The sequence below is a fragment of the Mesorhizobium sp. M7A.F.Ca.US.011.01.1.1 genome, assembly GCF_003998295.1.
Classification (GTDB): domain Bacteria; phylum Pseudomonadota; class Alphaproteobacteria; order Rhizobiales; family Rhizobiaceae; genus Mesorhizobium.
This window is the reverse complement of record NZ_RZRT01000003.1, coordinates 272135-297467: the sequence shown is the minus strand read 5'-3', so window position 1 is coordinate 297467 and position 25333 is coordinate 272135. Positions and strand designations below refer to the sequence as shown.

Here is a 25333-nt window from a genome sequence, read left to right as displayed (position 1 = left end):
GTGCAGCGATACTAACGATTGATCGCGGTTGTGGTGTCGGTTGCGGCCTTCGGCGGCCAGGAGAAATCGTCGGCGCGGCCGGGCGATGCAATCGGTGCCTTGCCCTCGACCACAAGCTTTTCACCGGGCAGGTCCGGATTTGCTTTCGCCGGCGGTGCCGCGCCCAGCAGTTCGGAGCCACCGTCGAGTGCCGGATCGCTGAGCAGCATCGGCGCGGTGCGGTCGATGACGATGGGTGCCGCGGCCGGCGCCGGGGCCTCGACAGGGGCGCCCGCCGGAGCGGACGGTGTAACCACGCTTCCTGGCGCGGTCAGGCCGAGGATCTTCAGCAACGGTTTTTCGGTATAGAAGGCGAGCTTGCGCTTGCCCGCCCTCGAGACGTTGATGCCGTCATCGGCGCGCAGCCGCACCGGCTGGCCGTTGATGTCGGGGCCGCTGGTGACGAAAGCACCGTTCTCATCGACGAAGCCGTCCCAGACGTCGACGAATTCACCGCCATGGCTTTCAGCGGCCTGATGATAGATGTCGTTGAAGGCCAGCATGTCGGAGGTCATCTTCGGCACCCGGAACGCCGGCATGCCGACCCATAGGAAGGGCACCTTTGCCTCGGCGATAGCTTTGCCGAACGCCTCGGTCCGGCGCTCATATTCCTTGGTCCAGGTTTCAGAGCGGGGCTGCTCGCGTACGTCTCCCACCTTCATCTGCTGGCGGTCGTTGGAACCCAGCATGACGATCACGGCGGCAGGTTTTTCTGTCTCGATCAGCGATTTGATCTGTTCGGGCCAGTTGTAGAAATCATCGCGTACGAAGCCGGACGAGCCATTGCTGCGAACGACGATCCTGACGCCGGTATTCTCGGCAAAGGCGGTGTCGAGGCCTTCGGCGAGGCCGGCCGCCATGAAGTCGCCGACCACCAGGACGGTGCGGGCGTCCGGTGCCTTGTCGACCACCGGGATTTCCGGTTCCGCGGGCGGGCGCGGGGCACGGGGTTTTTTCGCCTTGGGCCTGGGCCTCGGCTTCTGGATGTCCTGCGGCGGCTCGATGCGCTCGCTGCGGCGCGGAAACAGAAGGTCGCGCAACGACCAGCCGCGGTTTTGCTGCTCCTGCGCCATGGCGGGCGCATGAAAGGCGCCAGCCACACCGACGGTGAGCACGATCACGGCCAGGATGAGCACCGGCATGCGACGAACAAGCCCTGCGATGCGCGCAGCCGAAGCCAATCGTTTCCTCCATCCCTTGGCGCAGCCCTTTTTGAAAAGTCGTACTTTTCAACGGACTTTGCGCCAACCAGATTGCTACAGCGTCCTTTGCGCGGCCGAAAGGCCGCGCGGCACCGCAGGCGGCTCTATTTCTGCCGGAGCCACTTCAGCACTTCCATGCTCGGGTAACCGTCCTGGGTCAAGCCGGCCTTGGCCTGGAAGGCCAAGATGGCTGATTTCGAGCCGTCGCCTATCTTGCCGTCGAACTTGCCGTCATAAAGGCCATGTTGGGAAAGCCGCTGCTGCAGCTCCTGCCTTTCCTCGAAAGTGAGCTTGGTGAAAGGCCGCTTCCAGTCCTGCACGAGACCGCTGGAGCCGGCGATCTCGTCGGCAAGAAGGCCGACGGCAAGCGCATATTTGTCGGCGTTGTTGTAGGCTTTGATGACCGTGAAATTCTTGATCATCAGGAAGGCCGGCCCGCTGCGGCCGTCCGGTACTTTCAGCGTCGCTTTGTCGGAGCCGTTCTTGAACGGCTTGCCATTGGCCCTGACGACGCCAAGCGCCTGCCACTGCGACAGCGTCTTGGAACCGCCGGGAAGTTTGCCAGCCGGCAGTGCGACCTCGTAACCCCAGGTCTTGCCGGCCTGCCAGCCATTCTTCTTCAGCAAATTGGCTGATGTCGCCAGCGCATCGGGGATCGAATTCCAGATGTCGCGCTTGCCATTGCCGTCCATGTCCACGGCATAGTGCAGATAGCTGGTCGGGATGAACTGGGTGTGGCCCATGGCGCCGGCCCAGGATCCGCTCAGATGGCTTTCGTCGATGTCGCCGGTCTGCAGGATCTTCAGCGCGGCGACCAGCTGGGTGCGGGCGAATTTCGCCCGCTTCGGATCGGCATAGGCCAAGGTCGCCAGCGAGCGCACGACGTTGCGCATGATGTCGTCGCGCTTGAGGATCTCGCCATAGTTCGATTCCATCGACCAGATGGCCAGCAGGATGTAGCGGTTGACACCGAACCTGGCCTCGATCCGGTCCAGCCACGGCTTCCATTTCCTGGCCATCTGCTGGCCGACGGCGACCGACTGGTCATGGACGCGGTTGTCGAAATAGTCCCAGGCAGGGGCCGTGAATTCAGGCTGCGTACGCGCCTTTTCCAGCACCACCGGATCGATATCCCTGATGTTCCTGAAGGCCTGGTCGTAGAGGGCGCCGGAAACGCCGCTCTGCACGGCGGTGGCGCGGAAGCCGGCGACCCACTGCCGGAAACCGGCATCGGCGAAAGCGGGGCCAGGCATCAGCAGAGCGAGCGATAGGCTGGCTGCCGCTATGACGCTGGTAAAACGTTTTGCGGCATTGCGAACGGACATCTTTTCCTCCTTCTCTGTCTCAGGAAAGACCATTCATCGCCGAACCAGGTTAGGAATTAGTTTACCATAGGCGCCACCGGGAACGAAAAGACGCTTCGAAGCTTTACCGGTGGACATTCCTCTCAGTTGCCCAGTAGTCCCCAATTCCGGCGTGAAAATGTCTTGGAACGGGGATTGCGGAGCTGGCCCTCAAACGGATAATTGAAAGCATGAAGAGAGTTCGCAAGGCAGTCTTCCCGGTCGCCGGTCTCGGCACACGGTTTCTCCCGGCCACCAAGGCTGTCCCCAAGGAAATGCTGACCGTCGTCGACCGGCCGGTGATCCAGTATGTGGTGGATGAGGCGCGCGAGGCCGGCATCGAGCATTTCATCTTCGTCACCGGCCGCAACAAGGCCGTCATCGAGGACCATTTCGACATCCAGTTCGAACTCTATGACACGCTGGCCCAGCGCGGCAAAGACGACCAGCTCGCCCGCCTGCAACGGCTGCAGCCGGCGCCGGGGCAGACCAGTTTCACACGCCAGCAGGTACCGATGGGACTTGGTCACGCCGTCTGGTGCGCCCGCGAGCTCGTCGGCGACGAGCCCTTCGCGCTTTTGCTGCCCGACATGATCATGCAGTCGGAGAAGAGCTGCACGAAGGCAATGGTCGAGCTCTACGAGGAGACCGGCAACAACATCATCGCGGTGCAGGAATGCGCTCCCGCCGAAGCCCACAAATACGGCATCGTCGGCCGCGGCGAGGACACGCATCACGGTTTCCGCATCACCGAGATGGTGGAAAAGCCGAAGGCCGGCACCGCGCCGTCCAACCTTTACATCAACGGCCGCTACATCCTGCAGCCGGAGATATTCAAGATCCTCGAAGGCCAGGAAAAAGGCGCCGGCAACGAGATCCAGCTCACCGACGCCATGCTGAAGCTGGAAAAGCAGCAGCCTTTCTACGGCTACCACTATCGAGGCCGCACGTTCGACTGCGGATCGCCGGAAGGCTTCGTCGAGGCCAACGTCGCCTTCGCGCTGTGGCGCAGCGACATGAACGAGAACATGGCTGGCGTCATCCGCACGCTTCTGGACGAGCTGAAGCCGTCTGAGCGCCGCGGCGCTGCGTTTTAAAACATTCTAGCGAGCGGCCGGATGTCATTGGTGCGGCCGTTCAGCGCTGCACCTTCACGCCGAGGAAGATGCTGTTGGCGGTGTAGTCCCGGCCCGGCAGATTGCTGGTCAGCTTCTCGGTCCTCACTCTTGTGGTCAGGCCGGCGTAGCGGTTCAGCCACCAGGTCAGTCCGGCCTCGGCGCTCAACACCCTGTCATGGCCGTCGATGCCGATGTAATCACGCCAGTCGAGGCCCAGAGCCGCATTGGCGGTGAGGTTGGCGCGAATCTGGCGCTCGCCGGTCAGGCGACCGGAATAGAGGATGTCGCCGCTTTCGCCCGATGTGGTCGTGGGCTCAACGGTGGTCCGCCCGGTCAGGCCGATCGTGGTGCCGCGCTCGGGTGACCATTTGAGGTCGGCGTTGACGGTGGCACCGGAGATCGCATCAAGGTTTTTGTCGTCGATCGCTTCCCTGAGCCAGCCGGCCGAGAATTCGCCCGACAGCTTCTCACCCATGTCGAGTGCAAGGCCAGCGCGGGCGCCGAGCCGCGTCGACGAGCGCTCGAAGCCTTCATTGTCGATGCGTTGATCATAAGTCCGGCGGCCGACCTCGATTTCGGTGAAAGGGGTCAGGGCAGGGGAGATCTCGTAGCCGGTGCGCAACGTCGCCGTGTAGAGCGTGGAGTCCTGATCCTTCTGCGACAGCGAGGTGCCGTCCGAGAGCTTGGCGTCGCCGTAGAAGTCGTGCGAGACCGCGCCGGTCAACGTGTACTGCATCTTGCCGAGATGCTTTTCGACGGCGAGGCTGCCATCGATGGTCTGCCGCAGCGGCTGCTTGCTGACGCCGGCAATGGCGTCCGGCGATGATGCCGATTCCGGCACGGCCTCGTAGCCGAGCTTGGCGATGGCGCGTAACTCATTATCGAGGTCGACATTGAGCTGGCCTTCGATGCGCCCTTGCTCGTCGTGAACCGGGTAACCCGAGACGGTCTCGCGAAAAAGGCCATAGCCGTCGATCGTGGCTGAGTTCTCTCGCCAGTCGGAGGCGGCGGAAAAGCGCAGCGCCGTCTCGGACAGCAGCGCCGACTTGCCGGCACTGCTCGAATCGCCGTTCGATGTGGCGGTCAGGCCCTGTTCGATCGTCGGCCGGATGACGAAGGAACCCCATTTGACGCCGGTGGCAGCAAACGGATCATCCTCCGGCTTCTTTTTCTGGCCTTCGATGGCGTCCGTGCGCTCCGCGCCTGGGTCGAGCTTCTGCCTGTCGGCACTGTCGATGGTGAGAGCGCGGCGGTTGGCCGTGTCCGCATCGGTCTCTTCACCATCGGTAGCATCCGTCGTGGCGGCGGTCGTGGAAGCGGTGATGTCGGAGGTGTCGGCCGTCGATTTCTTCTTCTTTTTCGATTTGTCGGCAGCCTTGTCCTTGGCCTGGTCAGCAGCATTCTGCCCGGCGGTCGATGAGCGGCGGCGAGGCTTGGGCGGCGCCGCAGTGTCGGCGGCCGTGTCGTCGGTGGCTGACGCCGGGTCGAAGAGGCTGCCGGTCGCGTTGGCGTCGCCAGTTTCGGCGTCGTCAGGCACGGCACCGGCGCTGGCCGGCAGATAGGTGCGGGCCGGCGCATTGTCCTGCGCTGCATTGGCCGGCTGTTGACCCTGCGCTGCCAGGGCCAGCTGTCTCGCCTTGCGCTGCTGGTCGGACAGGATCGCCGATTCCGAAACCTCGCCGCGCAGTTCGGTTTCCTGGGCATGGAGCGCCGCCGGGCGCAGCAAGGCAAACATGCTGGTTGCCAGCAGCAAGGCGCAGACCGCCTTGCCCTTTCGTCCTGTCGAATTTTCTGGCTGGGCCCCGGACATCGCCACCACTGCTTGCGCGGCGCACGCGCGCCATACTTACCGAACCGTAAATGGGGATGGTTAACGGAGGGTTGAGGCGGCGGCCCGTCAGCCGCCTGAAGCGCTGATTTCCAAAGGCATTCATACCGCGTGCGTTAAGCTTTTGGTTTTCGCCCCTGCCGTCGTCAAAAACCACCGCACACGTTCGGGCAACATGCCTTGGGCCATTTCTGTTGGACAGCGCGCCGGCAAAGCGCTAATCGCATCAGCCATGCATGCGGGATCCCTGGATAAGAAGCCTTCGGACAGGCAAGCCTCGATCGCTTCGGCGCTGAGGACGGTGGCGACAGAACAGGCTGGGGTTGCAGCCCTTGCCGAGGCCTTGGAGAACGGATTGGCCGCGCCTTTCGCCCAGGCTGTCGAGATGATCTCTGGGATTGAAGGCCGGCTCATCGTCACCGGTGTCGGCAAAAGCGGCCATATCGGTTCGAAGATCGCGGCGACGCTGGCCTCGACCGGCACGCCGGCTTTCTTTGTCCATCCCGCAGAAGCCAACCACGGCGATCTCGGCATGATCGCCAGAGACGACGCCATCATCGCCATGTCGTGGTCGGGCGAGAGCAAGGAACTGATGGGCATCGTCGCCTATTCCAGGCGCTTTTCCATTCCGCTGATCGCCATCACCGCCGGAGAGACATCGGCGCTGGCGCGGGCGGCGGATGTGGTGCTGCTTTTGCCGCGCGCTCCGGAAGCCTGCCCGCACGGCCTGGCGCCAACGACATCGACGCTGCTGCAACTGGTGATGGGCGACGCGCTGGCGATCGCGCTGCTCGAAGCACGCGGCTTCACGCCGGATCATTTCCGCACCTTTCACCCGGGCGGCCAGCTCGGCGCCAACCTGACGCAGATCCGCGAGATCATGCATGTCGGCGACAGGCTGCCGCTGGTGGTTGCGGGCACCGGCATGCATGACGCGATCCTGGAACTGTCGCGCAAGGGATTTGGCTGCGTCGCGATCACCGACTCCGACGGTGCGCTGGTCGGCATCATCACCGATGGCGACATCCGCCGTCACATCGGCAGCAATCTGCTGGCGATGACGGTGGATCAGGTGATGACAAAAGGCCCGAAGACCGCGACGCCGGACACGCTGGTGGCAACGGCGCTGCAAACGATCAACAATTCAGCCATCACCAGCCTGATGGTGGTGGAGGGCCGGAAACCAGTCGGCCTCATCCACCTGCACGACCTGCTGCGTATCGGCGCCGCCTAAGGGTGTGCTGATATTCAGGTGATGCCGGCCTGACCTGAATCTGCGCGCTCGTTCAGACCGCCTCGACGGTCAGTTCCAGATCCGTATCGGCTGCGCCCGTCACGCGCACTTGCGTGCCGGCCGGCAAATCCGGGCCGGAGACACGCCACAGCGTATCGCCCAGCTTGATGCGGCCGCGTCCGTCCCGGATCGGCTCGGCAAGTGTCGCCATCCTGCCGACCATTTGCGCGCCGCGCCGGTTGAGCAGTGGCTGGTCGGTCGGGTCGTTGCGGCTGCCGACCAGCTTTTTGCCGACATAGGCCGAGACCAGCGACAGCGCCAGGAAGGCGAGGACCTGAACCTGCCAGGTCCAGAAGCCGGCGTCCCAGATCAGCAGCGACACAGCGCCGATGATCAGCGCGGCGATGCCGATCCACAGCATGAAGATACCCGGCGCGATGATTTCCATCACCAGCAGGACGAAGCCGAGAACCATCCAGTTCCACGGGCCGAGTTCGGAAACGATGCGGTCGATCATTGGTTTCGACCTCAGTTGTCGGTTGGGCGAACGACCGGCGGGCGCGCGGCCTGCCTTTGCGAGCCGGTCGTGCCTTCGCTGCGGAAGACTTCCTTGGCGATCTCGCCAATACCGCCGAGCGAACCGATCAGCGACGATGCCTCGAAGGGCATCAGCACGATCTTGCTGTTGGTGGCCGTGCCGATCCTGCCAAGCGCTTCAGTGTATTTCAGCGCTACGAAATAGTTCAGCGCCTGCACATCGCCTTTGGAGATCGCTTCCGACACCACCTGGGTGGCGCGGGCTTCCGCCTCGGCCGAGCGCTCGCGCGCCTCGGCATCGCGGAAGGCGGCTTCCTTGCGGCCCTCGGCCTCGAGGATCTGCGACTGCTTGAGGCCTTCGGCGGCAAGGATCTGCGCGCGCTTGTTGCGTTCCGCGGTCATCTGCCGGCCCATCGATTCGATAAGGTTGGCCGGCGGGTTGATGTCCTTGATTTCGACGCGGGTGATCTTGATGCCCCACGGGTGGGCTGCTTCATCGACGACGCGCAGCAGGCGCTCGTTGATGGCGTCGCGGTTCGACAGGAGTTCATCGAGGTCCATCGAACCCATGACGGTACGGATGTTGGTCATCGTCAAATTGAGGATGGCGTTCTGCAGTCCGGAAACCTGGTAGGCGGCCTGCGCCGCGTTGAGGATCTGGAAAAAGGCAATGCCGTCGACACCGACGATGGCGTTGTCCCGGGTGATGATTTCCTGGCTCGGGACGTCGAGCACCTGCTCCATCATGTTCATCTTGGCGCCGATGCGGTCGATGAACGGGTAAATGAAATTGAGACCCGGGCTCAGTGTCTTGGTGTAACGGCCAAAGCGCTCCACCGTATAGTTGTAGCCTTGCGGGATTGTCCTGATGCCTTTGATCAGCAGCACCAATACCAGAAGGGCAAGTGCACCAACCGCAATATCGAAACCACTGAAATCCATTTGGCTCTCCCTCAGACGAAGGCCGCTCAAGCCATTCTCGCGCAGCCGACTTCACCAAAGACTTAAGTGTGTTTCAGATGCGTTACAATCAGGTGATGATGGATTGTTTATAGGTTTGCACTCAGCGGTTGAAGGCGAACAGCCTTGCATCCGTGTCATCCAGCCCATTGATCGAAGCCGGGACAATTTCGGAAGCGATCTGCGAGAAGGTGATGCCGTTGCCGCCGTAGCCCAGCACCGCATGGATGCGCGGGTGGCGGGGAATGGCGCCGATATAAGGCAGGCCGGTGGTCGTGGTGCCGAACGAGCCGGTCCAGGCAAAATCGGGTCTGGTGTCGAGATGCGGAAATATCAGGCCGAGCTTCTCGGCGATGCGTGTGCTCTTGTCGGCGATCAGCTCGTCGCGCCGCGCTTCGTCGATAAAATCCTCGTCCTCGCCGCCGCATATGACCCGGCCGTCGACCGTCGTGCGCATATACAGATACGGCTCCGACGCTTCCCAGATGAATGCTGCGTCCGGCCAGAGCTTTCGCGGTTGCGGGCGTGTCGCAATCGCCCATGTCGAGATGATCCGGTGGGCCGCGGCCGGCACGATGTCGACAAGTTCGTAGCCGGTGGCCAGAACAACATGTTGTGCGGTTATGGTCGGGCCATCCCCGGTCGCGACGACAACAGCTTCGGCGCTGTCCTCGATCATTGTGGCTTCGACGGGGGCATAGAAGCGTGCCTTGCGCTCCAGGGATTTCAGCAGCAGCCCAGCCGTCAGCTTGCGCGGGTCGAGCGCGATGTTGCCGTGGCCGAGAATGGCGCCTTCGCGGTCGATGCCGAATTTCTCGGCTAGCTGTTGTCGGGTTAAGCAGATGGCGCCGATGCCGGCTAGCCGACGTGCCTCGGCCTCGTCGCGCAGTTCCGACGGACCAAGCATCGTGCCGGCCAGATAGAGTGATGGCATGCGGCTCAGGCCACAGTTGATGCCGAGTTCGGCAATCCGTCCGGCGAGATTGGAAACGGCGAGCCGCGAGCGTCGCCAGGCCTGCTGTGCCGAGGCTCTGCCAACCATCTTCGCGAGCGTGGAGAGAGGCTGGTCTATTTCGAATGCCACCAGTGCGGTGGTTGCGGCCGTCGAGCCCTTCAGCGGGCCGCGCCGGTCGATGCAGATCACCCGATGGCCATCGGCCGTCAGCGCCTCGGCCATCATGGCGCCGCTGATGCCCATGCCGACGATCAGCACATCCGTCTTGACATCTCGGGTCAGACTGTCCGTCGGCACCGCAGGCGCCCGATAGGCGGACCACACGGGCCGGCCACTACTGAGGTCGAGTTTGCGGGACATCGAATTCTCCGGAGGGCGCGCCTTAACGCCTCGGAGCAGGCGTTGTTCCGGTTCAGACCCAGCCGGACAGTTCGCGCCGCACCATCGCCTCGATCACCGCCATCCCTTCCGCGCTATCGTTGAGGCAAGGGATATGGGCGAAATTCTTGCCGCCGGCATGGTGGAAGGTTTCGGCCGCCTCGCGGCCGATCTCGTCCAGCGTCTCGATGCAGTCGACGGAAAAGCCCGGATTGACGATGGCGATCGACTTGACGCCGTCCTGCGCGAGGTTTTCCACCGTCTTGTCGGTATAGGGCTGCAGCCATTCCTGCGCGCCGAAGCGCGACTGGAAGGTGATGATCAGTTTCTTGTCATCCCAGCCAAGCCGTTCGCGCAGCAGCCGCGTCGTCTTCTGGCAATGGCAATGATAGGGGTCGCCCTTCTCGAAATAGGGTTTTGGAATGCCGTGATAGGAGGTGATGACCACCTCCGGCTCGAAGTCCAGCGTCGCCAGATGCCGTTCGATCGAGCGCGCCAGCGCTTCGATGTAGACCGGTTCGTCATAGTAGGGCGGCACGCTGCGGACGGCCGGTGCGCGGCGCATTTTCATCAGCGCGCGAAACAGCTGGTCGTTGGCTGTTGCCGTGGTCGTCGCTGAATATTGCGGATAGAGCGGGAAGGAAAGAATGCGGTCGCAGCCCCGGTCGACCAGACGCTGGGCAATGCTGGCGGTTGAAGGGTTGCCGTAACGCATCGCCCAGTCGACGACGACATCAGGCAGGTCGCTCAGCGCTTCAGCCAGCTTTTCGGCCTGGGCGCGGGTATAGGTGCGCAGCGGCGACTCGTTCTTTTCCCGGTTCCAGATCCGTGCGTAGTTGGCGCCCGACTTCTTGGGCCGCCTGGTGAGCACAAGGCCATAGAGGATCGGATACCAGATTGCCCTGTTGAGCTCGATGACGCGCGGGTCGGACAGGAATTCACGCAGATACCGCCACATCGGCTTGAAATCGGTGCCGTCGGGCGTGCCCAGATTGACCAGCATGACGCCAATCCTGCCCGCCTTGACCGGCGGATGCCCAGCGGGCAACGGGCCGAGCGCCTTTGCGGCCTTGGGTTCGGCAGGGGTGGGAAGCGTCATAAGGGTTCTCCGGAGACGCGAACCTAACCATCTTGCGCGCGCATTCAATGCAGCGTCTGGCCGCACCTTAAAGCGGATTGTCTGAATGGATTCAGACGACCCGCTTTAAGCCTTTGTTTTTATGCATGTTGTTCTCCCAAAACCGAGTTCACTTTTGGGCGACATGCATTAGCCCGAAAACAGGACGCCCGTCCGGTTTTCGGGCTAAGGTGTCATTCAGCATATAAGCGAGGCTATTTCGGCGGGATGGTCAGCGTTGCGCCAACAGGAAGCCGGCGCGGCTCATAGCCCTTGTTGGCGCCCGAAATAACCTTCCATTTGGCGCCGTCGCCATAGGCCTTCTTGGCCAGATCCCAATAGGTGTCGCCGGCAACGATGACATGGCTGGCTTCGGCCGGCGCCGCGTCGGCCGGCTTTGCCGGCTCGGTGGCGGGAGCCGGTGCCGCCGGGGCGGGGGCTGCTTCAGCCGGTTTTGCCGCCTCGGCCGGTGGCGCTGGTGGGGGAGGTGCTCCTTCCGTCGATATGGCCGGTGGTGTGTTGGCGATATCGCCCGAGTTGGCCGGCAATTCAGGCATTGCAGGTGCCGCTTCAGCAGGCTTGGCGGCTTCAGCCGGATCGGTTGCCGGGGCCGCAGGCGCCGCAGCGACGGTCGCGGCTATTTCGGTGATGCGGCCGTCGAGCTTCGGCGTGTAGGGTCGGTGGGCACCGAGATAGTCGGCAACCACCTGTTCGAGGCCGGGGCCGTAATCGTAGGCATTCTTGGCCTTGTCGGCGAAGATCTTGTAGCCGTCGCCGCCTTGGCGGACATAGTTGTTGGTTGCGACCAGATAGTCCTTGTCCGGCTTGATCGGCGTCCAGGCGCCGCCCTCCATGACTTCCACCGACTTGACGCGGCCGGCATTGGGCGCGACGGATTTGTCGAAGGAATATTTCAGGCCGGCGACCTGGGGGAAGCGCCCGGCACCGTCCTCGACCTGGCTGAGGCCGCCCTCGAGGCCAGCCACCAGATCCTTGCCCGAAATCTGGAAGGTCGCCAGCGTGTTCTGGAACGGCAGCACGGCCAGCACCTCGCCCATGGTGACGATGCCCTTGTCGATCGAGGCGCGCAGGCCGCCGCCATTGGAGATGACGATTTCGACGCCCTGTCCCTTGACGCGGTCGAGGACGGCGTCGGAGACGAGATTGCCCATCGCACATTCTCGGGTGCGGCAGCTCTCACGACTGCCGTCGATGACGTCGGTGGTTTCCGCCACTTCCTTGTTCTTCAGCGCCTCGATCGGGGCCCCAAGCTCCTTGATGCGGGCGAGCACGGCCGGGTCGGGGGTGATCGACTTGTCGAGATAGATCGGGTCGCCGCTGGCCGATTTGACGACGCCATTGTCGTCGAACACCACCTTGAACTCGCCGAGATATTTCGAGTAGGACGCCGCCTGCACCACTGGCACCTTGTAGCCGTCCGGATTGTCGACCATCGTCGGGTAGGGGCCTTCCGCCTTGGGATCGGTGTTCGACAGCAGCGAATGGCTGTGGCCGCCGACGACGACATCGATGCCCGGGATCTTGGCAATGACGTCGCGCTCGCGCCTGTAGCCGATATGGGTCACGGCGATGATCTTGTTGACGCCTTCGCCCTTGAGCTTCTCGACTTCGGCGGTGATCGACTTGACGTCGTCCTCTATTGCGACGTTGGGTCCGGGGGAAGCGAGGTCCGGCGTGTCGTTGGTGATCGCGCCGATGATGCCGATCTTCTGACCGCCGACCTCGACGACAACAGACGGCTTGATGCGGTCGCCGAGCTTGGATTGCGCGTTGGCCTTCACATTGGCGCCGAGCACCGGGAACTTGATCATGTCGAGGAACGGCGCCAGGGCCGCCTCGCCATCGTCGAATTCATGGTTGCCGAGCGCCATGGCATCGAACTTCATGTCGTTGAGGAATTCGCCTTCGACCTTGCCCTTATAGGTCGTGTAGAACAGCGAGCCCTGGAAATTGTCGCCGGCGCTGAGCAGCAGCACGTTCTGGCCTTCCAGCTTCTTGCGTTCCTGGGCGATCGCGGTGATCAGCCGGCCCGCGCCGCCGATGCACTCGCCCTTGGTTTCCTCGTCCGCCGAGCAGGTCGATTCATATTTGTTGTTGCCTTCGATGCGGCTGTGCCAGTCGTTGATATGCAGGATGTTCAGCGTGTAGTCGGCAAAGGACGCGCCGGCCGACAGGCCGAGGGCTGAGGCTGACAGGGCTGCAATGGCGGCAAGCTTCTTCATCTTCGTCTCCCGGAAAGCTGGTCAGAGGCCACTAGCGCTCATGTTTGACTGGAACATTACAGCCGGCGCTTTGGCCATGTTCCCATCGCGTTCCGGATGACGCAAGCGGAATCCGGGACCCTTTGCCGGCACAAAAAAGGACGACGGCCAACCGGCCGCCGTCCTTGGAAAACGAATGGTCGTGGGTTCAGACGCGCCTTGTCAGCACGAAATTCTGACCGCTGGAGCTCGTGCAGTTGAGCTGGCTTGTCGATACCATCAGGCAGTTGAAGCTGACCGCGGTCTGGCGGATCAGCGAGGTGCCGTTGATCTGCACCGATGTGGCGCCTGTCATCGTATAGCTGCCGTCGGCAAGCTTCTGGCCGGTGTCGGTGGCGACCGTCGTGAAGGTACCGCCGGCGAAGGTCGACAGGCCGGTGCCTTTGGCGTCGATCCAGGAGCCCTCGACGCCTTTCGGCGCCGCCGCCATGGGCGGCTCATCGGGACCGCTGGTCGCACAAGCAGCAAGCCCGGCCAAGGCTGCCGCCGCTACGCTCATCGAAAGAACTTTGCGCGCAATGTTGTTCATATGAAAATCCTCTCCTCAGTCCGCATCCCTTCAATCGCCCGATTTCCGGGCGATTGCAAGGCAGTGAGGCAGGTAGGCGGTGCTGCTATCGCACAAGGATGTTGCGGAACTGCCACGGGTCGTTCCGGTCGAGGTCTTCCGGGAACAGGCCGGGACGGTTATCGAGCGGCGTCCAGTCGGTGTAGTAGCCCTTGACCGGTCCGAGATACTGGGACTGCACTTCCAGGCACCGCCTGTAGTCCATCTCGTCGGCTTCGACGATGCCGGCCTCGGGGTTTTCCAGCGCCCAGACCATGCCCGAGAGCACCGCCGAGGTGACCTGCATGCCGGTGGCGTTCTGGTAGGGCGCCAGCTTGCGCGCCTCGGCGAGCGACAGCTGCGAGCCGTACCAGTAGGCATTCTTGTCGTGGCCGTAGAGCAGCACGCCGAGTTCGTCGACGCCGTCGATCAACTCGTTCTCGTCGAGCACATGATGCACCGGCTGAGGCTTGCCGGCGGCGCCGAACATCTCGTCAAGCGACAGCATCGCGTCGTTGCAGGGATGATAGGCATAGTGGCAGGTCGGGCGGTACTGGACCTTGCCCTTCTTCGAACGCACGGTGAAGAAATCGGCGATCGAGATCGCCTCGTTATGCGTCACCAGCAGGCCGTATTGCGCGCCGGGCGTCGGGCACCACGAGCGCACGCGCGTGTTGGCGCCCGGCTGCTCCAGATAGATGGCGGCCTTCGAGCCTTGCTTGTGCTTCTTGGCGTTCTTCGGCATCCATGTCTCGTGTGTGCCCCAGCCAAGTTCCGCGGGCTGCAGGCCCTCGGAGATGAAGCCTTCGACCGACCAGGTGTTCCAGAACACATTCATCGGCTTCGGCTTCTTGGTGCGCTGGGTGTCGCGTTCGGCGATGTGGATGCCCTTGACGCCGGCCTTCTTCATCAGCTTGGCCCAGCCCTCGCGGTCGTCCTGCGCGGGCTCCGAGAATTCCAGGCCAAGATCGGTGGCGAGATTGACCAACGCCTGCTTGACGAACCACGAGACCATGCCTGGATTGGCGCCGCAGGTGGAGACCGCCGTGGCGCCGCCGGGCTTGTCGTGCTTTTCCTTGAGCAGCGACTCTCGCAGCGCGTAATTGGTGCGGCTGGCGTTGTCCGCCTTGGCGTCGAAATAGAAGCCGAGCCACGGCTCGACGACGGTGTCGATGTAGAGCACACCGAGCTTGCGGCAGAGCCGCATCAGATCCACCGAGCCGGTATCGACCGACAGGTTGATGCAAAAGCCCTGGCCGCCGCCATTGGTCAGAAGCGGGGTCAAGAGCTTCTTGTAGTTCTTCTCGGTCACCGCTTCCTGGACGAAGGCTATGCCGCGCTCGTCGAGCAGCTTGCGGTCGGTGTCGCGCGGATCGATGACCGTCATGCGCGACTTGTCGAACTTGAAATGGCGTTCGATCAGCGGCAGCGTTCCCCGGCCGATCGAGCCGAAGCCGATCATCACGACAGGGCCGCTGATCTCACCGTAAACGGGCCAGTTTTCATTCGCCATTTTATCGGACACTCCTTCAAAACCCAGGAAACTGGGAAAACCCGCGCAAAACCGGGAATTTTTGCCCGGCGGCCATGCGCTACATCACAGATCATTGTCACAAACCAGCGAAAAGCGCCAACCAGCGGCTAGCCGTCATTGGCCATGTGGTTAAGGACCGTCACCAGCCGATCGCGGTCTGATGTCAGGCCCTTGTAGTCGAGCTGCGCGAGATCGAGCGCGTCGAGCTGGGCGGCGAAAGACGCCGCGAGCTTCGCCCGATCAGGGTGCCTGGCCAGCACGGCGAGCGGGTCGAGATGGATGCGGATGGTGAACAGGATATCGCGTGAAACAGGCAGTTTGCGCAGGGTTTGCCGCTCGACGCGGATGAAGGCATGGGCGTCGATGTCGCCATCGGGGAAGCGCGACGGCCTGTTGGTGGCGCGGTCGATGCGCTGCACGTCGGAAAGCGGATGGTAGAGCGCGTTGTCGGCCTGGATCGACCAGTTGTAGCGCTCGACGGCCTGCCCCTGGAGGCCATCGAACATCCGGTTGATGAGTTCCGCCGGACGCGTGCCCGGGCCGAAACCCGGCACCGGCGCGTGGATGTCCTGCAGCGGCTTGCCGAATTTTTCCAGGAGCGACCAGGACGAGGGAAAGCAAAGCGAGCCGGCAACCAGCCGCCAGCCGCTGTCACTGCTGCGCATCAGGATGAGGTCTTCCTGGACGAGCTGTGAGGCCTTGGCCAGCGGCGCATCGGCAAGGGAAGCAGGCAGACGGCTCGCCGCGTCCGCCACCTCGACGCCTGATCCGCCGAGCCGATGGGTTTCGGGGAACCTCTCCAGGAGATGCGCAGCGAGCAAGTCGAGCACTTCCTGCTGGGCGTCCCGCGTGCCGTTTTCCTCGACGAAAACGCGCTCTGGGATTTCGGCATAGAGCCGGCGCTTTTCGGCGAGATACGGCAGCAGATGGCCGTCGACCTCGATCCAGTCCGCCGGGTCGAGCGGCTTCAGCCCGATGCTGAACAGTTTCGACGAGCCGTCATAGGGCGTGTGGGTGGGCAGCGTATGCTCTGGGGGTGTGTGAGTGGGCACAGTCGTCATGTTTCAGGTCAGTCTTGCGGGGATCAGTCCGCGCAGCGAATTGCCGACGAACAGGGACTTGGCGGATTTCAGATCGTCCAAGCTGTAGATCGCTTCGCGGGCGCGGCCTTCATCCAGAAGCTGCGCGCGCAATACACCAGGCAGCAGGCCGCAGTCGAGCCGGGGTGTGGCCAGCACGCCGTCGCCGAGATCGGCAAAGACATTGGTGATCGTGCCTTCACAGATCTCGCCGCGCTCGTTGGCCATAAGCACCTCGTCGGCCTGGGTGACGAGATATTCGGCGCGGGCATGCGTGTAGAGCTGTCGTCGGCTGGTCTTGTGGCGCAGCAGCGTGTCGTTCGAATCGAGCCTCGTCCGCGCCAGCCGCAGCGTCCAGACCTTGTCGGCGGCGAGCGGTTCATACGGCTGCGCCGAGGCCGCCACCTCACCATCATGCGACAGGACGAGCCGCGTGCGCATGGCAACGCCGGAACCGCCGACCGCGCTGCTCAGTGCCTCGCCGACCGTGCCTGGATCACAGCGGAAGCCGAGCTCCGCCGCCGAGCCATAGAGGCGCGCAAGATGACGATCGAAGCGCAGGAAGCCCGAGCCGGGTTCCCAGCGCATGGTCTCGATCAACTGAAAGTCGGCGGTGTTCCCGTCGCGAAGCGCGCTTTCAGCAGACACTCCTGATACTCCTCCTGCGCCGTCGAATCGAAGACGACGCCGCCTCCGACATTGTAGACGGCCTCGCCGCCCGAAAAGAGCGAGATGGTGCGGATCGCCACGGAAAAGCGCATCGGGCCGCCGGGCGCGATCCAGCCTATGGCGCCGCAATAGGCATCGCGGGGCGTGCCTTCCAGATCGCGCAGGATCTCCATGGCACGGATCTTAGGCGCGCCGGTAATCGAACCGCAAGGAAACAGCGCCGCGAAAATCTGGCGGATAGAGAGACCCGGCAGCAGTTTGGCCCTGACGTCGCTTACCATCTGATGCACGGTCGGGTAGGTCTCGACGCGGAACAGCGCCGGCACGTCCAGTGTGCCCACCTCGCTGATCAGCGAGATATCGTTGCGCAGGAGATCGACGATCATCCGGTTTTCGGCCTGGTTCTTCTCGTCATTGCGCAGGAAGATCTTCTGTCGTTGGTCCTCGGCTTTGGTGGCGCCGCGCGGTGCCGTTCCCTTCATCGGATGCGTCTCGATCATGCCCTCGGCGTCGATCTCGAAGAACAGTTCAGGCGAGCGCGACAGCACGATGGGTTCACCGAGCGCGATCAGCGCGCCGTATTTCACCGGTTGACGTTCGGTCAATGCATTGAAGGCGGCCAGCGGCTCGCCCGACCACTGCGCATGCACGGGAAAGGTCAAATTGCCCTGGTAGCAATCACCTTGCCGGATGTGCTGGTGCAGTCGCGAGAAGCGTTTTTCATAATCCTCGGGCGACCACGTCGCACGGGCGTCGAAGATCGGGCCGTTGGTCGCCGTGGTGTCGCGCGGCGGCACCGCCTCTTCGACCGGGGCATCGAAAACCCCAAGGCACACGAGCGGGGAGCGGCGTCCGTTAGGCAGCAGGGGAACGAGCTTGGGTTCGAGCAGGTAGCCCGCCTCATACGAGAAATAGCCGGCAAGCCATTTACCTGCATCATGCGCGGCTTGTGCTGCTTTCAGAGCCTGCTCGAAATCCTCTGCTTCGTGCGCCACGATGATATCGGCCGGCCGGTCGAAAACGAGCTGGCGCGCGCTTTTGTCATTGCGAAAAATTGCGGCGGGCAGGGACATGGGCACCGAATGCTGGGGTCAATGAAGCCATCAACCGCTCTATATGGGGTGCCGCCCGCGCGCAATCGAGGGAACGGCACGCTGCCTCTCAAAGCCGACCTTTGGGCCAACTCAGGAACCAAGAGCAAACGGCGACGCCGATATGGCGCCGCCGTTTGCAATCTTCAGGTCTCGCCTGGCGATCAGCTGTTGCTGGAGGTTCCGGCTGTTGGAAACTGCTTGGCGAATTCCTTCTCGTTGCCGGCGGCGAGCAGCTTGGCCTGCTCGATCCAGCGTTCGCGCGCGATGCGGCCGTCGAAATTCATGACGTCCTCGATCCGTTTGACATCGGCGGCTGTCCAGGACGCGATCTGGGCGAAGCTGATGACGCCTTGCGCCTTGAGCAGCTTCTCGTTGACGGGACCGATACCGATCAGCCGGCGCAGATTGTCGGGCTTGCCGGATGCTGGCTTTGCTGTTGCTGCAGGCTTGGCTGTTGCAGGTTTGCTGGTTGCGGATTTGGCTGGAGCCGAGGTTTTGGTGGCGGCGGGTTTCGCCGCCGGCTTGGCAGGGACCGCCTTGGCAGAGACCGCTTTCGCAGCGGCCGGTTTGGCAGGCGCGGGCTTTGTGGCGGCGGATTTGGCCGTCGCTGGGGTCGACATCAGGGCCGCCGGCGCCTGGCTTGCCGGCTTTGCCGCGCTGCTTCCGGCGGCGGGTGCGGCCGGCACTTCGCGCAGCCGGCGCTCGAGGTCGGCGCGGGTCTTGCCGCATGCATCGAGTTCGCCGGTCAGGCGGTCGCTGTCGGTGCGAAGCCTGTCGCGTTCGCTGCGTGTACGGTCGAGGTCGCCGCGCAAGCTGTCGAGTTCACCGCGCAGGCGCCCCCAAAGGAACCAACCGACCAACACGCCTATCAGGAACGCCAGGACCACGTAGAAAAAAGTGCCCATTGTCTCTCTCCAGTCAGATCCGTCTGCCGTGGGTCATGACCTTCGGCGAAGGACTACTCTTGGTGGTTCCGCGGTAAGCAGAACAGCCGGCTTCGGTTCGAGCTGCGGCGATCGGCTTTGCTTGCCCATGGCCAACGGCCGTTGTCGCGTTCGCCTGAGCGCCACGGTTGGCTGAGATTTCTCCTCGCCGATCCGCATGCGCTCCGGCTGAGCTTGGAACGAAGGCTATCATAGAGCTTGTGGAAAGCTATCGGAAAACTTCGGTGGAGAGTACTTCAAGAACAGATATTTAGGGCGATAGTAGAGCTGTCCCAACATGCATTCCGGCTAAACTGTTAGAGCGACGCCTGAGGGACGCGTTTCAAGCGTCGAGCGCTTCCAGCTCGTCGATCAGGCCACTGATGACGCCAAGTCCGATCTGCCAGAAGGCGGGATCGGTGGCGTCGAGCCCGAAGGGCGCCAGAAGCTCGGAATGATGCTTGGTGCCCCCGGCGCGCAGCATCTCGAAATACTTGTCCTGAAAGCCGCGCTCGGCGTTCTGGTAGACCGCGTAGAGCGAGTTCACCAGGCAGTCACCGAAAGCATAGGCATAGACATAGAAGGGCGAATGGATGAAGTGCGGGATGTAGGTCCAGAACACCTCGTAGCCTTCGCGCAGTTTGATGGCGGGACCTAGACTTTCGGCTTGCACTTCGAGCCAGAACTGACCGAGCCTGTCGGAGGTCAGTTCGCCGTTCTTGCGTTCGGCATGCACCTTGCGCTCGAATTCATAGAAGGCGATCTGGCGCACGACCGTGTTGATCATGTCCTCGACCTTCTGGGCGAGCATGGCCTTGCGCTCGCGCCGGTCGGTGGTCTGGTCGAGTAGCGAGCGGAAGGTCAGCATCTCGCCGAAGACCGATGCCGTCTCGGCCAGCGTCAGCGGCGTCGAGGCCATCAGTGCGCCCTGGCCGCCGGCCAGCACCTGATGCACCCCATGGCCAAGCTCGTGCGCCAGCGTCATCACATCGCGCGGCTTGCCCATGTAGTTGAGCAGGACATAGGGATGCGCCGACGGTACGGTCGGATGGGCGAAGGCGCCAGGCGACTTGCCGGGCCGCACCGGCGCGTCGATCCAGTTGCGGTCGAAGAAGGTTCGCGCGATCTCGGCCATGTCGGGCGAAAAGCGCTGATAGGCGGACAGCACCGTGTTCCTGGCCTCGTCCCAGCCGATGATCGCCTGGGGCGTATCCGGCAATGGCGCATTGCGGTCCCAGTGGTTCATCACCTCCATGCCCAGCCAGCGTGCCTTCATCGCGTAATAGCGATGCGACAGGCGCGGATAGGCATCGCGAACGGCGGAAGCCAGGGCGTCCACCACGCTGCGCTCGACGCGGTTGGCGAGATGGCGTGAATCGGCGATGTCCTCGAAGCCGCGCCAGCGGTCGGATATTTCCTTGTCCTTGGCCAGCGTGTTGGTGATCAGCGTGAAGGTGCGCAAATTTTTGCGGAAGGTCGTGGCCAGCGCCTCGGACGCCCGGCGGCGCACCCCGCCGTCGGCGTCCTGCAAACGGTTCAGCGCCGGCTCCAGCGTCAGTTCCTCGCCGTCGATGTCGAAGCGAAGGTCGGTCATCGTCTCGTCGAACAGGCGGTTCCAGGCGCCGCGTCCGGTGATCGACTTTTCGTGGAAGAGCTGCTCGACGCGGTCCTCGAGCTGGTAGGGCTTGTCCTTGCGCAGATCGAGCACCCACGGCCGGTAGTGACCGAAGGCGGGATCGCCGACGAGCGCGCCTTCGATCGACGCATCGTCGATCAGGTTGAGTTCGAGCGCGAAGAACAGAAGGTGCGCGCTGGCGTCGGTCATCTTCTCCTGGACGTCGCCATAGAGCTTGGCGCGCTGGGGATCAGCGGTGTTTCCGGCATAAACCAGACCCGCATAGGAGACGATGCGGCCGATCAGTTCCTCCAGCGCCTCGTAGGCGACAAGCGCCTCGCCCAACCTGCCGGCGCTGCCGCGCTCGGCCTCGGCGGCCAGCGTGCCTTTCCAGCGGTTCTCGAAGCTGGTCGCATCAGTGGCGGCCTTGGCGATGTCGCGCTTCAGTTCTGGCGCGTCCATGCCGGCATAGAGGTCGGCAAGGTTCCATTCCGGCAGGTCGCCCAGCTCGGCCGCGCCCTGACCGGACGCCGGCGCCGCAAGCCGCCGAGCAGAGACCATGTTGCCAGAATCCTTATGCATTGCCGACACCTTCCGTGGCCAAGGTTCAAGGGGAAACGAGAAGCCGGTCAAATCCTAAGGAATTCATTCACCGGGTTTTTTGAAACCTTATTTAGAACCCTGTGCCAAGATGGTCCACAGGGCAGGATTCCTCGGGCGGGCATAGTCGTATCAGTCATGACAGGTTCCATACTCATAGTCGATGACGATCCGGTGCAACGCCGGCTGCTCGAAGCGGCGGTGACGCGGTTCGGCTACAGCGCAATCGTCGTCGATGGCGGCGCGGCCGCTCTCGATATCCTCGATGGACCCGGCGCCCGCGAGGTGTCGGTGGTCATCCTCGATCTGGTCATGCCCGGTCTCGACGGTATCGGCGTGCTGAAGGCGATGCGCGAGCGCGACATCCACGTGCCGGCCATCGTGCAGACCGCGCAGGGCGGCATCGAGACCGTGGTATCGGCGATGCGTCACGGCGCCTTCGATTTCGTCGTCAAGCCGGCGTCTCCCGACAGGCTGCAGGCGTCGATCGGAAATGCGCTCAAGGTCGAGGCCGTCGAGGGCGAGGTCAAACGCACGTCGCGCCGGCGCGGCGGCCTCCTGACCTTCAAGGACATGATCACGCACAGCCCGGCCATGGACAGGGTGATCCGCCTTGGCCAGAAAGCGGCGGCATCCAACATCCCGATCCTGATCGAGGGCGAGTCCGGCGTCGGCAAGGAACTGGTGGCGCGCGCCATCCAGGGCAGTGGCGACCGCCGTTCGAAACCCTTCGTCACGGTCAATTGCGGCGCCATCCCCGACAATCTGGTCGAATCGATCCTGTTCGGCCATGAGAAGGGCTCGTTCACCGGCGCCACCGACAAGCACACGGGCAAGTTCGTCGAAGCGCATTCGGGCACACTGTTCCTCGACGAGATCGGCGACCTGCCGCTCGACGTGCAGGTCAAGCTGTTGCGCGCGGTCCAGGACGGCGAGGTCGACCCGGTCGGTGGACGCTCGACCGTCAGGGTCGACATCAGGCTGATTTCGGCGACGCACCGCAACCTCCTGCAGCAGGTCAAGGACGGCAAGTTCCGCGAGGATCTGTTCTACCGGCTGAACGTCTACCCGATCTTCGTGCCGCCGCTGCGCGACCGCCGCGACGACATCCCGTATCTGGTCACCCATTTCATGGAGAAGGTGGCGCCGGCCGACCCGCACCGTCGCCTGCAAGGTATTTCGGCGGCAGCGCTCGCCGTGCTGCAGGCCTATGACTGGCCCGGAAACATCCGGCAGCTCGAAAATGCTGTCTTCCGGGCCTCGGTGCTTTGCGAAGGCGATTTGCTTTCCGCCGAGGACTTCCCGCAGATACGGGCGCAAGTGGAAGGCACCGTCAACCTGGATATGGACGGCGACGCGCCGTCGCCGTCCCTGTCTTTGGAGGGGCGCGATGACGAAGCCTTGCCCGGCGAGGGCGGCCCAGCAATCGCGTTCGATCCGCCGGCAAGGCTGCAGCCTCGCTTCGGCACGTTGCGGGCGCTCGACGAGCGCGGCAATGTGCGGGCACTTGCCGATGTCGAACTCGAGATGATCAAGCTTGCCATCGATCACTACAACGGACAGATGAGCGAAGTCGCCCGCCGGCTCGGGATCGGTCGCTCGACGCTCTATCGCAAGCTCAAGGAACACGGCATCGATCCGGAGACAGGCCGCGTGGACCGACTCGCCTCCTAGTGCGATGCCAGGCTGAGCTTCGGCCCGGAATCCGGCTTTGCCACAAGGCCGGCGCCAGCTTGCAATGCTATAACAGCCCTTGTATCGCCGTTTCAGCGGCATTGTGGCTGTGTCATGGACAGCTCTGTTCACGCATTAAGGCTAACGGTAACAGATCGTGTTCGGGCCGAAGGCGAAAATCTGATCTAAACCAGCGGTTTACCAAGAAACCTTGTGAACAATTTTTGACGGGATATCGCCACGGTGTTACCACATTTCGGCTTCAATAAGCGATGATTAACCATTAGGATCGATATTCGGGTGTGCTAATGCCACATCCGTTTGGACAAATCCGGGGACAAACGGCAGCCTGCAAGGCCTTTTGATTTGAACAGAATCGAACGACACACAAACAGGCGGCACCATCATTTGAGCGTCTGGCCGAAGTGGCTGGCAGTGTTGGTTGTCGCTTTTGGTTTTGTTGCCGCGGCTGCGAGCGGAGCCAGCGCCGAAACACGGTCGCTGAAGCTTTATCATCTCCACACCCATGAGAAGGCCGAGATCGTCTACAAGCGCAACGGCCGCTACGTTCCCGAGGGTCTCAGAAAGATCAACATCATTTTGCGCGACTGGCGTCGCAACGAGCCGACCAAGATGGATCCGCGTCTGCTGGATCTGGTCTGGGAAGCGTATCGGGAAGCAGGTGCCACGGACTACATCCAGGTCGTCTGCGGCTATCGTTCGCCGTCGACGAACTCGATGCTGCGCGGCCGCAGTAGGGGCGTCGCCGAGAAGAGCCAGCACATGCTCGGCAAGGCGATGGATTTCTATATTCCCGGCGTGCCGCTGAAGAAGCTGCGTAACATCGGCCTCAAGATGCAGGGCGGCGGCGTCGGCTACTATCCGTCCTCAGGTTCACCATTCGTCCACATGGATGTCGGCAATGTGCGCCATTGGCCCGGTATCAGCCGGCAGGAACTGGTCAGCCTGTTCCCCAATGGCAAGACGCTGCATGTGCCGAGCGACGGCAGGCCGCTGCCCGGCTTTGAGCAGGCGCTCGCCTCCTACAAGGCGCGCAAGGGTTCAGGCTCGCCGGCCATCGAGATGGCCAGTGCTGGCGGCAGCAGCAAGAAGTCAGGTGGCTTCCTGTCGGCTTTCTTTGGCGGCGGCGGCGACGACGAGGCCGACGACAGCGCCGATGTCCAGACCGCTTCGGCCGCCCCCCCGCCCAAGGCGAGAAACCTGAAGCCGGCAGCAGCAGCCAAGACCAGCAACCTCCCGGGCATTGCCATCGTGGCGCCGGAGAATGCGCGGCGCGCCGAGATTCCGCAGGTGACCGAGCAGCAGGCTCCGGAGCCGGAGGAGGACACGCCGGAGACGATCATCGCGGCATTGCCGGCCCGAAGCATTCCGCTGCCGGATTTCGCACCGCGGCCGAAAGCCGATGTCGGCGCACAGCAGCCTGAGAACGTTCCTTTTGCGATGGCGGAGGCGACAGCCACCACCGAGCAGGCCGTGGCGACCGCGCATGCGCCGGCGAGCGTTCCTTTCGGCTTGGCCGATGCAACGGCTTCGGCTAATCCGGCCCAGATCGCGGTCAACAACATACCGTTGCCGACATGGCGTCCCGACAATTCGCTGCCGGCCGCTCTGGCTGCGCCGCCCAGCAAGGATGTGCTGATGGCGCTGGCCGAGACGGCTGATCAAGGCAAGACCGCGACCGATGCGTTCTCGGTGCTGCCGACGGCGCGGCCCGAGACGGCCAGGCCGGATGCGGTCAAGGCCGTGCTCGACGAGGCCAATGCACAGGTCGGTGCGGCCGATTACCAGCTTGCTTCCTTGTCCGGATCCGAGCCGCGTTCGGCGTTCAACGATCCGGGCACCAACGCGGCATCGCCGCGCGATGCTGTCGTTGCCCGTCCGGCCGGTTCCGATCCGGCCGCCGCGATCGGCGCCGGCGTCAAGACGACCCGCAAGGAATCGAGAGCCACCGCCCGCGACCTGAAGCCAGGCCCCAAGGCCATGGTGGTTGCAGCCGCACCGCAGGCCGCCCGCTGGGCATTGACCAGCGGCGAGCATGTCGCCACCGTTTCAAGCGCGACGACGGCGCCGGGCTACGCCTACAGCATCGTGCACACGCCGCCGAGCGAGGTCTACACGGCTGGCTTCCAGCCGAGCAGCCAGGTGGCCGATGCCAATCGCTTCACCGGCAACGCCGTCAAGTTCATGTCGGTGGCCCGCTTCCAGACCAACTGACGGCAAATCAATCGACAAAGCCGCGCCGGGCAACCAGCGCGGCTTTTTGCTGTTCAGCGAACCGGGCCAGCCTGCACGGTCACGCGCGGCTGAACTTCTCGTGAAGCCGGAACGGTCGGCCTATTCCCCGGGTTAATATAGGTTCGTTCAAACCCGGGGAGATCCATGAAGAACATCCTATTGGCATCGGTCATCGCATTGGCAACCGCTTCGGCGGCCATCGCCCCTACGCAGGCCGAGACCATTGTCGTCAAGACTCATGACCATATGCACATGAAGAAGCATTGCCGGACCAAGGTGGTCACAAGCTGGAAGCATCACCACAGGGTGGTTGAAAAGGTTCGGGTCTGTAGCTGATCCGGTTCGGAGC

The 25333-nt window shown here is 63.1% G+C and carries 20 protein-coding genes; 5 read left to right on the top strand and 15 right to left on the bottom strand.

Annotated features, from left to right (window positions below; all coding sequences use genetic code 11):
• Nucleotides 1-11 precede the first annotated feature (11 nt).
• Entirely contained in the window at nt 12-1220 is a 1209-nt protein-coding gene (locus EOA13_RS06120) for a DUF459 domain-containing protein (protein ID WP_127290520.1), read from the bottom strand.
• Nucleotides 1221-1345: 125 nt separating this feature from the next.
• On the bottom strand, nt 1346-2566 hold the full coding sequence (locus EOA13_RS06115) for a lytic murein transglycosylase (protein ID WP_127290518.1): 1221 nt from the start codon (nt 2564-2566) through the stop codon (nt 1346-1348).
• A gap of 209 nt (nt 2567-2775) precedes the next feature.
• Here EOA13_RS06115 and galU point away from each other — a divergent pair, with 209 nt between their 5' ends.
• Nucleotides 2776-3681: a UTP--glucose-1-phosphate uridylyltransferase GalU gene (galU, locus tag EOA13_RS06110; RefSeq protein WP_023810070.1), complete on the top strand. Its 906-nt coding sequence runs from the start codon at nt 2776-2778 to the stop codon at nt 3679-3681.
• 40 nt (nt 3682-3721) lie between these two features.
• Here the strand turns inward: galU and EOA13_RS06105 are convergent, their stop codons facing one another.
• The gene (locus EOA13_RS06105; protein ID WP_164779997.1) at nt 3722-5512 is read right to left on the bottom strand and encodes an outer membrane beta-barrel protein; all 1791 of its coding nucleotides are present in this window, start codon (nt 5510-5512) and stop codon (nt 3722-3724) included.
• 250 nt (nt 5513-5762) lie between these two features.
• Here EOA13_RS06105 and EOA13_RS06100 point away from each other — a divergent pair, with 250 nt between their 5' ends.
• Nucleotides 5763-6764 (top strand): KpsF/GutQ family sugar-phosphate isomerase, encoded by a 1002-nt coding sequence (locus EOA13_RS06100; protein WP_127290516.1) that lies wholly within the window; start codon nt 5763-5765, stop codon nt 6762-6764.
• 52 nt (nt 6765-6816) lie between these two features.
• On the opposite strand, the gene EOA13_RS06095 is transcribed toward EOA13_RS06100, so the two are convergent.
• The 12 genes from EOA13_RS06095 to EOA13_RS06040 form a co-directional block, all read right to left on the bottom strand.
• A complete protein-coding gene (locus EOA13_RS06095) occupies nt 6817-7281 on the bottom strand; it encodes an NfeD family protein (protein WP_023810067.1) in 465 nt (154 codons plus the stop codon).
• 11 nt (nt 7282-7292) lie between these two features.
• The gene (locus EOA13_RS06090; RefSeq protein ID WP_127259978.1) at nt 7293-8243 is read right to left on the bottom strand and encodes an SPFH domain-containing protein; all 951 of its coding nucleotides are present in this window, start codon (nt 8241-8243) and stop codon (nt 7293-7295) included.
• 121 nt (nt 8244-8364) lie between these two features.
• Nucleotides 8365-9576 (bottom strand): FAD-binding oxidoreductase, encoded by a 1212-nt coding sequence (locus tag EOA13_RS06085; protein WP_127290514.1) that lies wholly within the window; start codon nt 9574-9576, stop codon nt 8365-8367.
• 52 nt (nt 9577-9628) lie between these two features.
• Nucleotides 9629-10693: a ferrochelatase gene (gene hemH / locus EOA13_RS06080; RefSeq protein WP_127290512.1), complete on the bottom strand. Its 1065-nt coding sequence runs from the start codon at nt 10691-10693 to the stop codon at nt 9629-9631.
• A 233-nt stretch (nt 10694-10926) separates the two neighbouring features.
• The gene (locus EOA13_RS06075) at nt 10927-12954 is read right to left on the bottom strand and encodes a bifunctional metallophosphatase/5'-nucleotidase (protein ID WP_127290510.1); all 2028 of its coding nucleotides are present in this window, start codon (nt 12952-12954) and stop codon (nt 10927-10929) included.
• Between the two features lie 187 nt (nt 12955-13141).
• Nucleotides 13142-13522: a hypothetical protein gene (locus tag EOA13_RS06070; RefSeq protein ID WP_032901077.1), complete on the bottom strand. Its 381-nt coding sequence runs from the start codon at nt 13520-13522 to the stop codon at nt 13142-13144.
• 85 nt (nt 13523-13607) lie between these two features.
• Complete coding sequence (locus EOA13_RS06065) at nt 13608-15053, bottom strand: homospermidine synthase (protein ID WP_127290508.1); 1446 nt, start codon at nt 15051-15053, stop codon at nt 13608-13610.
• Nucleotides 15054-15181: 128 nt separating this feature from the next.
• Entirely contained in the window at nt 15182-16135 is a 954-nt protein-coding gene (locus EOA13_RS06060) for a DUF3445 domain-containing protein (protein WP_127290506.1), read from the bottom strand.
• A gap of 3 nt (nt 16136-16138) precedes the next feature.
• Nucleotides 16139-16801, bottom strand: coding sequence for an aminotransferase class IV family protein (locus EOA13_RS06055; protein WP_127290504.1), 663 nt, complete (start codon nt 16799-16801; stop codon nt 16139-16141).
• Nucleotides 16750-17895, bottom strand: a complete 1146-nt coding sequence (locus EOA13_RS06050; RefSeq protein WP_127290502.1) for an aminodeoxychorismate synthase component I — start codon at nt 17893-17895, stop codon at nt 16750-16752. Before EOA13_RS06050 ends, EOA13_RS06055 begins: the two co-directional genes overlap by 52 nt.
• A 182-nt stretch (nt 17896-18077) precedes the next feature.
• A complete protein-coding gene (locus tag EOA13_RS06045; protein ID WP_127290500.1) occupies nt 18078-18821 on the bottom strand; it encodes a proton-conducting membrane transporter in 744 nt (247 codons plus the stop codon).
• 361 nt (nt 18822-19182) lie between these two features.
• On the bottom strand, nt 19183-21015 hold the full coding sequence (locus EOA13_RS06040) for a M3 family oligoendopeptidase (RefSeq protein ID WP_127290769.1): 1833 nt from the start codon (nt 21013-21015) through the stop codon (nt 19183-19185).
• Between the two features lie 177 nt (nt 21016-21192).
• Here EOA13_RS06040 and EOA13_RS06035 point away from each other — a divergent pair, with 177 nt between their 5' ends.
• The 3 genes from EOA13_RS06035 (at nt 21193) to EOA13_RS06025 (ending at nt 25320) form a co-directional block, all read left to right on the top strand.
• A complete protein-coding gene (locus EOA13_RS06035) occupies nt 21193-22728 on the top strand; it encodes a sigma-54 dependent transcriptional regulator (RefSeq protein ID WP_127290498.1) in 1536 nt (511 codons plus the stop codon).
• 408 nt (nt 22729-23136) lie between these two features.
• A complete protein-coding gene (locus EOA13_RS06030; protein WP_127290496.1) occupies nt 23137-24963 on the top strand; it encodes a DUF882 domain-containing protein in 1827 nt (608 codons plus the stop codon).
• Nucleotides 24964-25128: 165 nt separating this feature from the next.
• Nucleotides 25129-25320: a hypothetical protein gene (locus EOA13_RS06025; protein WP_127272097.1), complete on the top strand. Its 192-nt coding sequence runs from the start codon at nt 25129-25131 to the stop codon at nt 25318-25320.
• Nucleotides 25321-25333 lie beyond the last annotated feature (13 nt).

Coding starts and splice junctions, on each gene's coding strand:
- EOA13_RS06115 (WP_127290518.1), bottom strand. CDS start 2,566: ATGTCCGTTCGCAATGCCGCAAAACGTTTTACCAGCGTCATAGCGGCA.
- galU (WP_023810070.1), top strand. CDS start 2,776: ATGAAGAGAGTTCGCAAGGCAGTCTTCCCGGTCGCCGGTCTCGGCACA.
- EOA13_RS06105 (WP_164779997.1), bottom strand. CDS start 5,512: ATGTCCGGGGCCCAGCCAGAAAATTCGACAGGACGAAAGGGCAAGGCG.
- EOA13_RS06100 (WP_127290516.1), top strand. CDS start 5,763: ATGCATGCGGGATCCCTGGATAAGAAGCCTTCGGACAGGCAAGCCTCG.
- EOA13_RS06095 (WP_023810067.1), bottom strand. CDS start 7,281: ATGATCGACCGCATCGTTTCCGAACTCGGCCCGTGGAACTGGATGGTT.
- EOA13_RS06090 (WP_127259978.1), bottom strand. CDS start 8,243: ATGGATTTCAGTGGTTTCGATATTGCGGTTGGTGCACTTGCCCTTCTG.
- EOA13_RS06085 (WP_127290514.1), bottom strand. CDS start 9,576: ATGTCCCGCAAACTCGACCTCAGTAGTGGCCGGCCCGTGTGGTCCGCC.
- hemH (WP_127290512.1), bottom strand. CDS start 10,693: ATGACGCTTCCCACCCCTGCCGAACCCAAGGCCGCAAAGGCGCTCGGC.
- EOA13_RS06075 (WP_127290510.1), bottom strand. CDS start 12,954: ATGAAGAAGCTTGCCGCCATTGCAGCCCTGTCAGCCTCAGCCCTCGGC.
- EOA13_RS06070 (WP_032901077.1), bottom strand. CDS start 13,522: ATGAACAACATTGCGCGCAAAGTTCTTTCGATGAGCGTAGCGGCGGCA.
- EOA13_RS06065 (WP_127290508.1), bottom strand. CDS start 15,053: ATGGCGAATGAAAACTGGCCCGTTTACGGTGAGATCAGCGGCCCTGTC.
- EOA13_RS06060 (WP_127290506.1), bottom strand. CDS start 16,135: ATGACGACTGTGCCCACTCACACACCCCCAGAGCATACGCTGCCCACC.
- EOA13_RS06050 (WP_127290502.1), bottom strand. CDS start 17,895: ATGTCCCTGCCCGCCGCAATTTTTCGCAATGACAAAAGCGCGCGCCAG.
- EOA13_RS06045 (WP_127290500.1), bottom strand. CDS start 18,821: ATGGGCACTTTTTTCTACGTGGTCCTGGCGTTCCTGATAGGCGTGTTG.
- EOA13_RS06040 (WP_127290769.1), bottom strand. CDS start 21,015: ATGGTCTCTGCTCGGCGGCTTGCGGCGCCGGCGTCCGGTCAGGGCGCG.
- EOA13_RS06035 (WP_127290498.1), top strand. CDS start 21,193: ATGACAGGTTCCATACTCATAGTCGATGACGATCCGGTGCAACGCCGG.
- EOA13_RS06025 (WP_127272097.1), top strand. CDS start 25,129: ATGAAGAACATCCTATTGGCATCGGTCATCGCATTGGCAACCGCTTCG.